At 42.0% G+C, this 13,807-nt stretch carries 17 protein-coding genes; 1 reads left to right on the forward strand and 16 read right to left on the reverse strand.

Annotated features, from left to right (window positions below; all coding sequences use genetic code 11):
• Nucleotides 1-42 precede the first annotated feature (42 nt).
• From recO to rpsU, 15 genes are all read right to left on the reverse strand, one after another.
• A complete protein-coding gene (gene recO / locus ACQKL0_RS05380) occupies nt 43-795 on the reverse strand; it encodes a DNA repair protein RecO (protein ID WP_402958417.1) in 753 nt (250 codons plus the stop codon).
• 34 nt (nt 796-829) lie between these two features.
• Nucleotides 830-973, reverse strand: coding sequence for a YqzL family protein (locus ACQKL0_RS05385; RefSeq protein WP_402869576.1), 144 nt, complete (start codon nt 971-973; stop codon nt 830-832).
• Between the two features lie 104 nt (nt 974-1,077).
• Nucleotides 1,078-2,007, reverse strand: coding sequence for a GTPase Era (gene era, locus ACQKL0_RS05390; protein ID WP_402958415.1), 930 nt, complete (start codon nt 2,005-2,007; stop codon nt 1,078-1,080).
• Nucleotides 2,000-2,398, reverse strand: coding sequence for a cytidine deaminase (locus ACQKL0_RS05395; RefSeq protein ID WP_402958413.1), 399 nt, complete (start codon nt 2,396-2,398; stop codon nt 2,000-2,002). The genes era and ACQKL0_RS05395 overlap by 8 nt, the downstream gene beginning before the upstream one ends.
• Before the next feature lie 38 nt (nt 2,399-2,436).
• On the reverse strand, nt 2,437-2,814 hold the full coding sequence (locus tag ACQKL0_RS05400; protein WP_402958411.1) for a diacylglycerol kinase family protein: 378 nt from the start codon (nt 2,812-2,814) through the stop codon (nt 2,437-2,439).
• A complete protein-coding gene (gene ybeY / locus ACQKL0_RS05405; RefSeq protein WP_402958409.1) occupies nt 2,792-3,268 on the reverse strand; it encodes an rRNA maturation RNase YbeY in 477 nt (158 codons plus the stop codon). The genes ACQKL0_RS05400 and ybeY overlap by 23 nt, the downstream gene beginning before the upstream one ends.
• A complete protein-coding gene (locus ACQKL0_RS05410; RefSeq protein ID WP_402958407.1) occupies nt 3,265-5,415 on the reverse strand; it encodes an HD family phosphohydrolase in 2,151 nt (716 codons plus the stop codon). The genes ybeY and ACQKL0_RS05410 overlap by 4 nt, the downstream gene beginning before the upstream one ends.
• A 180-nt stretch (nt 5,416-5,595) precedes the next feature.
• Nucleotides 5,596-6,558, reverse strand: a complete 963-nt coding sequence (locus tag ACQKL0_RS05415; RefSeq protein WP_402869587.1) for a PhoH family protein — start codon at nt 6,556-6,558, stop codon at nt 5,596-5,598.
• A 3-nt stretch (nt 6,559-6,561) separates the two neighbouring features.
• Entirely contained in the window at nt 6,562-7,749 is a 1,188-nt protein-coding gene (gene yqfD / locus ACQKL0_RS05420) for a sporulation protein YqfD (RefSeq protein ID WP_427686546.1), read from the reverse strand.
• Nucleotides 7,750-7,764: 15 nt separating this feature from the next.
• On the reverse strand, nt 7,765-8,049 hold the full coding sequence (gene yqfC / locus ACQKL0_RS05425) for a sporulation protein YqfC (protein ID WP_402869591.1): 285 nt from the start codon (nt 8,047-8,049) through the stop codon (nt 7,765-7,767).
• Between the two features lie 123 nt (nt 8,050-8,172).
• Nucleotides 8,173-8,673, reverse strand: coding sequence for a hypothetical protein (locus ACQKL0_RS05430; RefSeq protein WP_427686548.1), 501 nt, complete (start codon nt 8,671-8,673; stop codon nt 8,173-8,175).
• Nucleotides 8,674-8,695: 22 nt separating this feature from the next.
• Nucleotides 8,696-9,673: a flotillin-like protein FloA gene (gene floA, locus ACQKL0_RS05435; RefSeq protein ID WP_402958446.1), complete on the reverse strand. Its 978-nt coding sequence runs from the start codon at nt 9,671-9,673 to the stop codon at nt 8,696-8,698.
• Nucleotides 9,674-9,714: 41 nt separating this feature from the next.
• The gene (locus ACQKL0_RS05440; protein ID WP_427686550.1) at nt 9,715-11,037 is read right to left on the reverse strand and encodes an NfeD family protein; all 1,323 of its coding nucleotides are present in this window, start codon (nt 11,035-11,037) and stop codon (nt 9,715-9,717) included.
• Between the two features lie 271 nt (nt 11,038-11,308).
• A complete protein-coding gene (locus ACQKL0_RS05445; RefSeq protein WP_402869597.1) occupies nt 11,309-11,752 on the reverse strand; it encodes a GatB/YqeY domain-containing protein in 444 nt (147 codons plus the stop codon).
• A gap of 14 nt (nt 11,753-11,766) precedes the next feature.
• The gene (gene rpsU / locus ACQKL0_RS05450) at nt 11,767-11,940 is read right to left on the reverse strand and encodes a 30S ribosomal protein S21 (protein ID WP_028391853.1); all 174 of its coding nucleotides are present in this window, start codon (nt 11,938-11,940) and stop codon (nt 11,767-11,769) included.
• Nucleotides 11,941-12,163: 223 nt separating this feature from the next.
• Here rpsU and ACQKL0_RS05455 point away from each other — a divergent pair, with 223 nt between their 5' ends.
• Nucleotides 12,164-13,105: a Na/Pi symporter gene (locus ACQKL0_RS05455; protein WP_403079296.1), complete on the forward strand. Its 942-nt coding sequence runs from the start codon at nt 12,164-12,166 to the stop codon at nt 13,103-13,105.
• Between the two features lie 17 nt (nt 13,106-13,122).
• Here the strand turns inward: ACQKL0_RS05455 and deoC are convergent, their stop codons facing one another.
• On the reverse strand, nt 13,123-13,794 hold the full coding sequence (gene deoC / locus ACQKL0_RS05460; RefSeq protein ID WP_403079295.1) for a deoxyribose-phosphate aldolase: 672 nt from the start codon (nt 13,792-13,794) through the stop codon (nt 13,123-13,125).
• Nucleotides 13,795-13,807: the final 13 nt, after the last annotated feature.

Genomic DNA, 13,807 nt, shown 5'->3' on the forward strand with positions numbered 1-13,807 from the left:
AAAATTTTATACAAACAAAACCGGAATGTCAATAGTTCGAACCTAAAACATATCTTTCATCGAATCAATCTGTTTGAGAAACTTTTTGGACTTCAGATGTAACCCTGAATATTCCTCATAATAGGCATCAATGATTTTTGACAATTCCCTTTTAGTTTCCGGTTTAACAGATATGTTACCAAGCCTGGATAAATCAAAATAATAAAAGATCCTCAGAAGTTTCACCGCAGAAGGAGAAATTTTATAATGATAAGGGTCCTTGTCCAAACATCGGTGACAAATAAACCCGGCTTCCCTTAGGGAGAAAGCAAATTCCCCTTCGGTCTCCCCACAAACGGCACATTGGTTCAAAACCGGGTTGATTCCATTTACAGGAAGCATTTTCATTTCAAAAATGAATTTCAAAACCTCAGTGTCGTATTCTTCATTTATGTAATGTAAAGTTTGTGAAAGCAATTCAAACAGATATGGATTTGGTTTTTTATCGTCCACACTCTTATCGAGCAATTCGACGATATAGGAAGCATAGGCAGTGGCGAAAAGATCCTCCCTGATAAAACGAAGCGAGTCAACCATTTCCCCCTGCTGAAGGCTTCCAAGTCCACTAGATGTCGAAACAAGGAAATACCCGGAGCAAAAAAGCTGGGTCACGGCGGCAAGCCTGCTATTTGGCTTGCTCGCACCTCTAGCCATGACCCCTATTTTCCCTAGCTCTCGGGTATAAATCGTTATAATTTTATTGTTTTCTCCATATGCCGTCCTTCTAATGACAATGCCTTCACATTTCTGAAGCATAAAAGACACCACCCATACTCGCCTTAGCTAATCCTTAAGAAACAGGAAAATCAATATCAGCTAGCTCTTCATTCGATACTAATGGTCTTTCCTGCCTTTCGACTTCTATCTCCTTATAAAGTAAATAGGTGTCCACATTACCTGTCTCACTAAATAACTCCCAGGTAAAATCCAACATATAAAGCCCACCCTTCATTATGACTAGCAATATCAGATAAATATCCGTCCTTAATGATTAGCTTGACCGTTTTTCACACTTTCATGAAGCGTAAAATTTGTTAATTAATATTCTTTCTCATCAAATCCAAAATCACGAAGCTGACTTGCTTTATTACGCCAATCTTTCTGGACTTTGACCCATAGCTCAAGGAAAACCTTAGAGCCCAATAGGTTCTCAATGTCGACTCTCGCGCGGCTACCGACTTCTTTCAGCATTTTCCCTTGCTTACCGATGACAATTCCTTTTTGGGAATCCCTCTCGACAATGATGGTCGCCATAACATTGATTGTGTCACTGTTATCCATTTTTTTGATTGAGTCAATCACAACAGCCACGGAATGTGGAATCTCTTCACGAGTTAAGTGCAGAACCTTTTCGCGGACCAATTCAGAAATGATGAAACGCTCCGGATGATCCGTTACTTGATCGGCTGGGTAAAACTGCGGCCCTTCAGGAAGATGTTCCTTGATTTGGGCGAGCAATGTATCGACATTATTACCTTCAAGAGCTGAAATAGGCACCACTGCTGCAAAAGGATACAGCTTTTGGTACTTTTCAATGATGGGCAGAAGGTCATCAGGATGCATCGTATCAATTTTATTGACTACAAGGAAAACGGGTGTTTTAACCGATTGTAGCTTTTCAATGATAAACTCATCTCCACGACCGTAGCCCTCTTCAGCATTAATCATGAATAGAATCAGATCGACCTCTTTCAAGGTATTCGTCGCAACCTTCATCATAAAGTCCCCAAGCTTATGCTTAGGTTTATGAATGCCCGGTGTATCAATGAAGATCATTTGTGAATCATTTTGTGTAAGTACACCTTGAACTTTATTTCTTGTCGTTTGAGGCTTGTCGCTCATGATTGCGATTTTTTGACCGATTACACGGTTCAAAAACGTGCTCTTGCCGACATTTGGACGGCCGATGATGGATATAAATCCTGATTTATATCCTTTTACCTGTGTATCGCTAACTAATTTATTCATTTAAATCCTCCGGTGAAAAAGCTCCTGGAAGCAATTCCTGTACTGTTAATTCTTTAGTATCACCATTCAAGTTGGTTAAAACAACCATCATATCCGGTTCACATAGTTCTGAAATGACTTGTCTGCAGGCTCCGCATGGGGATACCGGTCGGTCCGTGTCCGCTACGACCGCAAGTTTGCTAAACTGCTTGTCATTATGCGCATAGGCACTGAATAATGCAGTTCTTTCCGCGCAGTTGCACATGCTGTATGCTGCATTTTCAATATTACAGCCATGATATACCTTACCATCGGCAGTCAATAAAGCAGCTCCCACTTTAAACTTTGAATAAGGGACATAAGCCTTTTCTCTAGCTTTTTTAGCTTCTTCAATCAATTCATTCGTATTCATTATACAATTCCCCCTCTACATTGGATGAATAAAAGAACCTACATACCCAACTTTGGCAAAAAAATAATCAATCCAACTATTATAGAAAATATAGCATATATGAATACAGCCCCGGCTGCAATATCTTTTGCCTGCTTGGCAAGAGGATGGATTTGGTCTGTCACTAAATCAACAACCCGTTCAATGGCCGAATTCACTAGTTCTAATGCAATCGTACCAGCAATTGCCGTCAAAATAAACAACCATTCCATTCCGTTCAATGAAAAATACCAACCAAAGAACACGACGGCTGCCATCACCACGAAATGGATCTGTATGTTTCGCTCGGTCCGTACCGCTTCCAAAATCCCTTGACAAGCAAATGAAAAGCTTTTTACGAGTGGATACCTTGGCTTACCCTTCTCTCGAGAGCCCATATTCCCCCAATATCTCCTTTTGTCTAGAAAACATCACTTTTTCATCTTCTTCAGTCATATGGTCATAGCCTAGCAAATGAAGAAAACCATGTAGGGCTAAAAAGCCAAGTTCGCGGTCAAAAGAGTGTCCATACTCCTCGGCCTGCTCTTTTGTGCGTTCAATTGAAATGATGATATCACCAAGCATACGAGGCATTTCCGCCCCGATAATCTCGACTTCTTCCTCCCCCATCTCTTCCAGTGCAAAAGAAATGACATCGGTAGCCGAATCCTTATTACGGTATTCTTTATTAATCTCCTGAATCCTTTTGTTGTCGACAAAAGTGACGGATAGTTCCGTACCTTCTTCGATATTCTCTTTATTGGCGGCAAATTGCAAAATGCTTTCAACAAGCTGCTGCCCTTTTTCCGTCACTTCGTTCGTTTCATCGATTAAATCCATTGTTAAAATCATTTTTTCACCTTCTGTCCTAATTTATCCATGTCAGGATACTCGATCCTTGAGTGGAAGATACCATTCAGCGATTCACAAAGCGAATGCTTTACGATACTTAATTCTCTCATAGTAATGTCACATTCATCAAATTGACCGTCTTGAATCCGGTCACTGATTATGAAACTTACCAGTTCCTCGATCTTCTCGGGTGTAGGATGCTTCATCGACCTGACTGCAGCCTCAACACTATCTGCAATTCCAATGACGGCCACTTCCTTCATTTTCGCCATAGGCCCCGGATACCGGTAGTCGACTTCGCGTGTCGCTTCATCTTCCTTACATGCCTTATGATAGAAAAATTTCAATAAAGTCGTCCCATGATGTTGTTCCGCTATATCCACAATTTCCTTCGGGAACTTATGGCTGCGAAGCATTTCTCCGCCATCCACGGCATGCGCAATGATAATGTCCTTGCTCGTTTCCGGTTGTAGCCTATCATGCGGATTTTCCTCATTTAACTGGTTCTCGATGAAAAAGTGCGGCCGCTTTGTCTTGCCTATATCGTGGTAATAAGATCCGACTCTTGCAAGCAACCCATTCGAGCCAATTGCTTCACATGCAGATTCAGCCAAATTGGCAACCATTACACTATGGTGGTAGGTACCAGGTGCCTCAATCAAGATTTTTCGTAATAGGGGGTGATTGGGATTGGAAAGCTCGATCAACTTCATTGAAGATAAAATCCCGAACCCCGCCTCGAAAAATGGAAGCAGCCCCATTGTCAACACAGCGGAACCAAGCCCAGATCCTATAGCCGCTGCCGCATAATATAGATACTCCACTTTTGTGTAATGGCCATCCATAATGAAAATGAGCGAATAGACGAAAGCGATATTGATCACTGACATCATGAGACCCGCTACCAGTACTCTTGATTTGAAATTGGAACGCGATAATATTATGATGGCCATCAATCCGCTAAAAATAATATAAAGCCCCATAGAGAAGTCAAGATTTCCTGGCGTATCGCCATTAAATATTATCGTACCATAAGATCCTAATAAAATTGTCATGGCAACAGCCAATTTATCATTTAATAATATCTTAATAAGCATCGCTGCCATGGCAGCAGGGAAAATATATTCTAAATTCGAATCTTTCAGTTCAGCGAATATGCTGACTGTTTTCATCGTTGCCATTGCAAAAATGAAAACAAGGCTGAAAACCAACAACTGATTGTACTTATTATCCCGTTTCGTTATGGAATAGTAAAAAAAGTAATAAAAAGCCGTAAAAGTTAAAAAAATATAAAGCAGGAGCCCTACATATGGAAAGATAGTGGACTCGGTACTTAAAAACCCAGCCAATTCAAGCTGCCTGTACACGTCCCGGTCCACTAATTGATTTTCTTCGACGATAATCTGCCCCTGGAGAATCCTGACTGGTTCCACACTTTCCACTGCTTTTCGGCGTTGTTCCTCCGTTTTATCTTTATCAAAAAAAACATTTTGAATAATCGCCGAACGGGCAAGTGATATGGAGACCTTCTTCATATCACTATTTATACTCATATAGCTCAGTTCATCTACCACTTTTTTCTTTGCATTTTCAACATCGCTGGCCGAGATCCGCTCACTCATCACATTATTTACAGCGGTTATCGTAGAGTCCCTCGCTATCTCCAGTTCATCTTCATCCGCCTGTACCAATGCCATGAAAACAGATTCTTCTATATCTTTATTGACCTCCTCCGTCAATTTTTCTTTCAAGATGGAAACCTTTTGGCCATCCGTCTTTTTAATTCCTTTTTTACCGCCCTTATTAGGATCTGTTTCTTTGTTCACTTCAATCGCAGAATCAAAAATTGAAGAGATCAAATCGACTTTATTTTTGGCATATTCCTTTTTTAATGTATAAACATCCGCCACCTGTTTTGAAATTTCTTCTTTTTCTTTCGTAGTCTTATATGTATCTTCTATAGTCTTGGTGGATCGTATCGTTTGTTCCGCTGGCTTAAAAAGCTCCACTTGGATCTTTTCAGGCTTAACGTTGGATAGCATTAACCCATATGCAAACAAACCAAGTACGACGAACAAGAGTACTTGAAAAAAGCGATGGACCAGCAGGCCTTTTATTTTGGTGAAAAATTTTTGGATACGGTTCAAAGAAGGTCCTCCTAAAAAAAGATGGTTAATATGCTAGATATGTAAAATGATAACAGTTTTCCCTCTACTTTTCATCATGTTATGATAAAACCCTTGCTTTTCACCACAATTTCACATTCCATTCATGATGGGCAAGCGAATCACCATGAAAAAATCCGCCATTTCATTGGCGGATTCCCTCTATTCTTTTGCCTGTTCATATGCGCTGATAATTTTGGCGACGAGCGGATGCCTGACTACATCACTCTGTTCAAAATACACAAATGAAAGGCCTTTGACATTCTTGAGAATCTCCTCAACCCGAATCAAACCTGACTTCATCCCTTTTGGAAGGTCGATTTGGGTACGATCTCCCGTAATGACCATTTTCGATCCAAAACCGAGCCTCGTTAAAAACATCTTCATTTGGGCTTCGGTAGTATTCTGTGCCTCATCCAAGATTACAAAGGCATCCTCGAGCGTACGTCCCCTCATATAGGCCAAGGGAGCGATTTCAATCGTCCCGCGTTCAATCATCCTTTGGGTCTGTTCCATCCCCAGTAGGTCATGAAGAGCGTCATATAACGGACGTAGATACGGGTCTACCTTTTCTTTTAAGTCCCCAGGAAGGAATCCCAAACTTTCGCCGGCTTCTACGGCAGGTCTCGTCAAGATAATTCGTTTAACCTGTCCGTTTTTCAAGGCATTGATTGCCATCACAACAGCTAGATAGGTCTTCCCGGTCCCAGCAGGACCAATCCCGAATACTAAATCGAGCTTCTTTATGGCCTGAATATAATATCGCTGGCCAATTGTCTTGACCTTAATCGATTTACCTTTAGCCGTTTTAGCAATTTCTTCTTCATATAATTCTCCGAAATATTCCAATGTTCCCTTGCGAGCCAATTCTATAGCATACATTACATCCCTAGAACTTATCGTAATCCCTTTTCTGATCACAGATAACAGCGCCTTCAGGATATCCTGTCCCATCGTCACCCGCTCTAATTCACCGGCAACGCTAATACCTTCCCCGCGGGTGATGACCGAAATGCCCAGCTCGTCTTCAAGCACTTTTACATTAGAATCTCCATTTCCCAATAAAGCGACCGCTTCATTAGGTGATTCAATTTCCAACTTGATTACCTTCACTTCATCTGCCATTCGCTAGTCTCCTTGAATGATTGGTTGTCCTACAGCAATATCTTCAATAACTTGGTAATGTATAGATAATTTCACTTTACCATTCTCCATGCTTTCGTGCAAAACTTTTTCCCCTATAATTTGGTCTTCTTCTTCAAGAAGCTTCCGTAAGTCGGCCTGGGCCATCTTCTTACCTTCCTTTATCGCTTCTTCCTTCGTATAACTCCGGACGATATCGTCTTTACTCCTTAATGTGTCGACTTTATAGGAAATGGGAAGTTCCCATTGCAGAAAATGAAACGGCCGATCAGTCGATTCTTTTTCCTGCTTTTTATAGCCCGGATCCTTAAATCCCCATATAGGTATAGATAAGCTGCTCACTTTTATATAATGCTTACTGGTTTCATTACCATTGTAAACGGAAAAATTGGTTTTCAGAGGCACTTCCACATTCGCCTTGTACCAAGTTTGCCCCATTACTTTCCCCTGTGCCGAGACAATTTCTGGTTTATCTTCTTTCCCAATTAACCCTGAAACAAGAAGTTGTCCTTTACTTACATAATCATGCACATTCACTTTAGGTTGTCCTTTTTCAATGAACATATTGGTGATGACCGCCTTTTTTGAAGCAACCAAATTTTGTGAGGAGGTTTTCTCTATTTCCTTCGGCTGCCGTTTTTCCACCACCTGAAAATGGTAGGTTGTCCCCTTAAGCTCCACACCAACCCAGGTTAGGGCACCGATGCGATCAGAGAGCTTTCGCTGAATCGTATCCACATCGTCCACTAGAAATTGCACCTTTCCAATTTTCACGCCCATTTTGTCCAATTCTTTACGGATGGCATGTTCCGTTTCCGGTTTTGCCCCTTTCACTTCTATCCCCCACACCATATTGGAGAGTACAAAAATGCAAATAAGGAAAGCAATCAAACCCGCCAAGAATCCACTATTTTTCATCACTCGCTTCATGAGAAACGGAAACCCCCTGCCTTGGAGGAACTTCACTTTACAGTCGCTTTTTCGCAGGACCTGACGCAATTTTGAAATTTCCCTGAAATCCATATGGAAAATCAGGGATTCACTTCCTACACGCTTCACATCCCAGATATGAAGCCCTCTCCTTGTCAACATATTGATTAGCCTTTCGGTTCCTCTTCCATATGCCTTCACTTTTACATAGCCTGTATAATAGTTTGTCCATTGGTTTTTCATGGAAACCTCCCGGGATCATTCATTGATAAAATATACTTTGTCAATTTTGCCCTCTAACATGATTTCCTCCGGCAAGATGGTCTTGATGACAAAGCCAGTTCCCTTTATTAGCAGCTGGCCATTTTTAAGCATTAACCTCACTTCACTGTCAGTAAAGGCCAACAAGCCACGATGATTTTCAATATATATATGTAATTGTCCGATCATGGTAATTCGCGGCAGGTCCATCATGACATCTTGCGGAAGGTCCATTGTTTTAGTCATAAGCTGTTTCACTTTTTTTCCCCAATTGCGAGCCATAAAAAAGAACCCCCTTTCATCTCAATGTATGAGATGAAAGAGGGTTCTAGCACAAAATTATAAAGGTTCAATTTCTATTTTTTCATGTTGAACGAATGAACGCGGGATACAAGTTCTTCCGAATTATCTCCTTGACCTTTGCAAACTACGCTTAGCCCTTGGAGGTCCGAGCACCTCAGACATAATGATTCCATCAATCAACTGTTTCTTAGTGAAGGAAGGACCTTTATGATAGACGGAACTGCTATCGTCAGAAATGGCTGTAGTAATTCGATCTGCCTTATCTTTTTGTTCCACACGCTCTTGCTCATATTTCTGCTGCAGCCTTCTTAGTTCAGCAATCCTTTTTTCAGCCTGTGCTTTCGTTTCATCCACAGGCCCAGCAGAGTGTACGACACGCTTCTCTGCTTTTTGGCCAGTTGCCGGAACAGGGGTTTGCCGTTGTTCCTTTTGTGGCATCTCGCCTTGAAGCTCCTGCATGATTTCCTGCCATTTCTTTTTCGGCGGGTTGTTTGGATTGTTTGGTTGCGGCTGTTTTTTCCTGCCGAACATGGATGTTGCAACAGCTATCAAGATAATCAGAAGGAATGGATTACTGAGAAAGAATTGAATGAGATCTCCCATTTAAAGGCCTCCCTTCTGGGAATTAATTGTTATCCTTGTCCTTTGGGTTATCCGATATCTTACTGATGGAATCCCGCATATCCGTATCCGCCGTGATATTTTGGATATTCATGTAATCCATTACCCCTAGATTTCCGCTCTTCAACGCTTCAGCCATAGCCAATGGCACTTCTGCCTCGGATTCTACAACCTTCGCTCTCATTTCTTGGACACGGGCTACCATTTCCTGTTCCAAGGCAACAGCCATCGCGCGACGTTCTTCCGCTTTTGCTTGGGCGATTTTCTTATCCGCTTCAGCCTGGTCAGTCTGTAGGATAGCCCCGATATTCTTCCCGATATCCACATCAGCGATATCAATCGATAGAATTTCAAATGCTGTACCTGAATCGAGACCTTTCGATAAAACGGTTCTAGAAATTAAATCCGGGTTTTCAAGGACATCCGTATGCTTTTTTGAAGCACCGATTGTCGAAACAATCCCTTCACCTACACGCGCGATGATCGTTTCTTCCCCAGCACCACCGACTAATCGTTCGATATTGGCACGAACGGTGATTCTTGCCTTTGCCTGCACTTCAATCCCATTCATCGCTACACCGGAGATGAATGGCGTTTCGATCACTTTAGGGTTAACGCTCATTTGAACCGCTTCCAGTACATCACGTCCTGCAAGATCGATGGCTGCCCCTCTTTCAAATGGCAATGCGATATTCGCACGTTCTGCTGCAATCAGTGCATTGACGACACGGTCAACATTCCCTCCTGCAAGGTAATGGCTCTCCAATTGATTCGTCGATACATTGATTCCCGCTTTGTGGGCTTTAATGAGCGGGTTAACTACCCTGCTTGGTATAACACGACGAAGCCTCATTCCCACTAATGTAAAGATACTGATTTTGACTCCAGCCGCTAAAGCTGAGATCCATAACATAACTGGTACAAATGTGAAAAATACCGATAAGATGATGATGGCCGCAATTACAGCCAACACGATAAATATTGTTCCTGAAGTTATCACCTAAACATTCACCCTTCCTATTTTCATTGATTTGATTCCGGAATTTGCCGAACGACTACTCTCGACCCTTCAGCTTTCACGACTTTGATGGATGTCCCTTTGGAAATAAAGCTTCCTTCTGTCACAACATCGACCCGTTCATCATTAATTAAAGCCGTTCCAGATGGCCTTAAGTCTGTCATTGCCTTACCTTCAACACCTAATAATTCCAAGCGATTCGGAGAACTGACATACCCTTGCTCTGTTTTTGTTGCATCGGTTAATATCATTTTTCTAAAAAAGTTCATTTTTTTACCAAGCACCTTTACAAATAGGATAGAAACCAAAATGGATGCGGTAATCGCAATTAACAAAGAAATGGTCATATGGACCGGATCTTCTGAAGCGAGAAATAAACTGCCTATAATTGCACTAAAGCCAAGCACCCCGATAATTCCTCCAGGGAGGAAAAACTCCAAGAGCACAAGGATGACTCCTAAGATGAATAGCGCTAACGACTCATAGCCCGTGATGCCTGCGACCAAATGTCCATAAAAGAACAATACGAGGCCAGTGATTCCAATAAAACCAGGAATGCCAAAACCAGGCGAAAACAACTCTACCACAATCCCGATGCCTGCTATCGTCAATAAGATGGGAATCACAAAAGGATTGGTCAAAAAGCGAGCTAACTTTTCTGGAAAGCTTTCCTCTATGGTTCGAATATCCGCATCTTCCACCCCGAGTATACTATATAACTCAGCTTTCCCCGAAACGGTCCCTTCACTGTAGCCGGCCTTTTTTGCCTGATCAGCAGTGAATGTCAGTAATTTTCCTTTTTCGGCTCCGTATTTTGGAAGGTCGATATCCTCATCAGCCATCGCTTGTGCATAAATGGGATCGCGTCCATTCTGTTCGGCTGCCGTTTTCATTGCAGCCAACCAATAAGATTCCGCTTTTTTTCCCGCTGCATTTCCCGAAGAGTCAATCACCGCAGCTGAACCCATTGTAGCACTGGGGACCATATAAATTTCATCGGCACTGAGCGAAATATAGGCACCCGCAGATAAAGCACGATTATTGACGTAAGCCACTGTTTTTACTGAGGAATTAGACAGTAACTTGGCTATCTCCCCTGCCGCATCTACGGCACCACCTGGGGTATTCACCTCGAAAATTACAAGATCTGCGTTATTCTCTTCTGCAATCGATAGTGCCCGTTGCAAAAAGGCGGCCAAACCCTTTTCCACCGTTTCTTGAATGGGAACCTGGTAAACAATCTCCTTTGCAGAAGCACCGGGCACCAAGAAAGACACCAAAAGCAGCAATCCGAATAAGAGAACAGATAGACCACGCCATATTTTCAATGGAACGCCTCCTTTCCCGTATTAAGCGCCTGTAAGCCGGTCTTTCCATTACCTAAAAGGCATATTTCACCCTTGCTAATCGAATCCACTTATTATCGTCACTTACTTAGTTAATACGTATGTATATGAAAAAGGTTTCATTTAAAAAGCAATTAATTTATATAAAACCAGTCGGCTGCCCTTTCACTAGTTACTATACGTCTAAAAGAGGCGAAATAATCACGTAAACACACAAAAACCACAGGCTAATGCCTGCGGTTAGGTTTCGAGTTTAAGATAGATGTTGTTGTACTAACTTGTTTACTAGAGAACCATCTGCTTTACCTTTAACTTTAGGCATTAAAGCTCCCATAACTCTCCCCATATCTGCTTTGGATGTTGCATTGACTTCCTCAATTGTTGATTTAACAATCTCAGAAATCTCTTCTTCTGATAGTTGCTCAGGCATATATGCCTCTACGTATCCCAATTCGGTGCGGACTTTATCCACGAGATCGGAACGACCTGCGTTTTCAAACTCCTGGAGGGAGTCTTTGCGTTGTTTTAATTCGCGAGAGAGCACTGTCAATTCTTCATCATCTGTTAAATCTTGTCTCTGTTTTAGAGCTTCGTTTTGAAGCGAAGCTTTCAACATACGAATAACAGATAGTTTGTCCTTTTCCTTGTTCTTCATCGCTTGTTTCATATCATTATTTAAACGCTCGAGAAGACTCATCTTTCCACCCTCTCTTAGAATTTACGTTTTCTTGCAGCTTCAGACTTTTTCTTACGTTTTACGCTTGGCTTTTCATAAAATTCACGCTTCCTAGCTTCCTGAAGCGATCCTGCTTTAGATACAGTACGTTTGAAACGACGAAGAGCATCTTCAAGCGATTCGTTTTTACGAACGACGGTTTTAGACATCTCTTTCCCTCCCTCCGAAAACAACACACTAACTCAAGTTGTCAACATGTTATACATGTACTAAACAATTATAATATATCATCTTTGACAGGTCAACCAATAAAACGAAACTTATTTCAAATATTATCATGTTGTTACCATATTTTTTTCTAATTGCAACTTTGAAGCTTTTTATAGCATGTCTATCCCCTATGGGCCATAGACTGTTCAAGAGGTGTTGGTCATGTACGAGTTACTTTTATTCCTTTTATTCATCACTTTATTTTTAGTGGGTATGGCCGTTTTACGCATCGGCTTATTCAACCTGTCCGGCGCTAAATTAAAATCCTTTCTATCTAAGGTGACCGATAAACCCTGGAAAGGTTTTTTTGCAGGTACGATTTTCACAGGCATCCTTCAGAGCAGTTCGGCGGTCATGGTCATGACCGTGGGTCTCGTCTCCGCCGGCAGTTTATCCTTTCCACAGACGATTGGCATCATTTTAGGAACGAATATCGGTTCGACCTTTACAGCTGAATTCATGACCTTTTCATTGGACCGCTGGATCATTCCAGGAGTCTTATGCGGTGCCGCTCTTTGCTTTATGCCCAAAATCGCATTAAAAAGCGCCGGAATGTCCCTTATAGGCATCTCTGCCATTTTCGCGGCGATGAGCGGTTTTAAGATGCTCTCCAAGCCCATCGCTGCCTATCCATCGGTTCAGCATGTACTCAGTGGCATAGAAAGCCATCTTAGTTATGCTTTGTTGGCAGGTATCCTGTTAACGGCGCTGATTCACTCTAGCTCCGCGACCATCGGAATCGCCATGAGTTTTTTAATGAGCGGGGAGCTATCCGTCTCTTCTTCCATCATCATGATGCTCGGTTCTAATATCGGTACGTGTATCACAGGCTATATGGCTAGCATCGGTTCAGGTAGACAAGCTGCCTTTACAGCATATGCACATATATGGCTGAATGTGATCGGTGTGGCTGCCTTCCTTCCTCTTGTGGACGTTCTAGAACGGACGGCTGCCTTTTTCACTGAAAATAAAGCGACCCAGCTTGCACATGCTAGTGTCATTTTTAATATTACGACTTCTTTGATCGTTTTACCTTTCGCAAGCCAATTTTCCAACTTCATTTTATTGCTGCATCGTCCTCAAAAAAATAAGCCGCATTCCTAAGAATGCGACCATGAAAATTAATAATCAGAATCAGCTGTTAAGCCTTTTACAATGGATACACCAGCACTTGCACCAATTCTAGATGCTCCTGCTTCAATGATCTTCTCAGCATCGCCCGTGTTACGAACCCCACCTGAAGCTTTAACGCCGATATTCGGTCCAACCGTTTTTCTCATAAGCGCTACATCTTCAACCGTAGCACCACCTGTTGAGAATCCTGTTGAAGTTTTAACAAAATCAGTTCCCGCTTTAACAGCTATTTCGCAAGCACGCACTTTTTCTTCCTCTGACAATAATGATGTTTCAATAATGACCTTTGAAAGGGCCTTACCAGTCGCTGCTGCGACAACGGCACGAATGTCCCGCTCAACCAATTCATCATCCTTGTCCTTCAAAGCACCGATGTTGATTACCATATCAACTTCATGCGCACCGTTGCTGATGGCATCTTTTGTTTCGAAGGCTTTAGTTTCAGGAGTGGACGCTCCTAGAGGGAAACCTATAACCGTACAAACCTTTACCTCTGAACCTTCCAATAACTCACTAGCATACTTCACCCAAGTTGGGTTCACGCATACTGATGCGAATTTATATTCTCTTGCTTCTTCACATAAAACTTTTATTTGTTCTTTCGTTGCATCCGCTTTTAATAAAGTGTGATCGATTAAACCTGCTACATTTTGTGTCATTTAGTAATCCTCC

The organism is Peribacillus sp. NPDC097264, from assembly GCF_050277925.1.
In the GTDB taxonomy this organism is placed as follows: domain Bacteria; phylum Bacillota; class Bacilli; order Bacillales; family DSM-1321; genus Peribacillus.

Coding starts and splice junctions, on each gene's coding strand:
- recO (WP_402958417.1), bottom strand. CDS start 795: ATGCTTCAGAAATGTGAAGGCATTGTCATTAGAAGGACGGCATATGGA.
- ACQKL0_RS05385 (WP_402869576.1), bottom strand. CDS start 973: ATGTTGGATTTTACCTGGGAGTTATTTAGTGAGACAGGTAATGTGGAC.
- era (WP_402958415.1), bottom strand. CDS start 2,007: ATGAATAAATTAGTTAGCGATACACAGGTAAAAGGATATAAATCAGGA.
- ACQKL0_RS05395 (WP_402958413.1), bottom strand. CDS start 2,398: ATGAATACGAATGAATTGATTGAAGAAGCTAAAAAAGCTAGAGAAAAG.
- ACQKL0_RS05400 (WP_402958411.1), bottom strand. CDS start 2,814: ATGGGCTCTCGAGAGAAGGGTAAGCCAAGGTATCCACTCGTAAAAAGC.
- ybeY (WP_402958409.1), bottom strand. CDS start 3,268: ATGATTTTAACAATGGATTTAATCGATGAAACGAACGAAGTGACGGAA.
- ACQKL0_RS05415 (WP_402869587.1), bottom strand. CDS start 6,558: ATGGCAGATGAAGTGAAGGTAATCAAGTTGGAAATTGAATCACCTAAT.
- yqfD (WP_427686546.1), bottom strand. CDS start 7,749: ATGAAAAACCAATGGACAAACTATTATACAGGCTATGTAAAAGTGAAG.
- yqfC (WP_402869591.1), bottom strand. CDS start 8,049: ATGGCTCGCAATTGGGGAAAAAAAGTGAAACAGCTTATGACTAAAACA.
- ACQKL0_RS05430 (WP_427686548.1), bottom strand. CDS start 8,673: ATGGGAGATCTCATTCAATTCTTTCTCAGTAATCCATTCCTTCTGATT.
- ACQKL0_RS05445 (WP_402869597.1), bottom strand. CDS start 11,752: ATGAGTCTTCTCGAGCGTTTAAATAATGATATGAAACAAGCGATGAAG.
- rpsU (WP_028391853.1), bottom strand. CDS start 11,940: ATGTCTAAAACCGTCGTTCGTAAAAACGAATCGCTTGAAGATGCTCTT.
- ACQKL0_RS05455 (WP_403079296.1), top strand. CDS start 12,164: ATGTACGAGTTACTTTTATTCCTTTTATTCATCACTTTATTTTTAGTG.
- deoC (WP_403079295.1), bottom strand. CDS start 13,794: ATGACACAAAATGTAGCAGGTTTAATCGATCACACTTTATTAAAAGCG.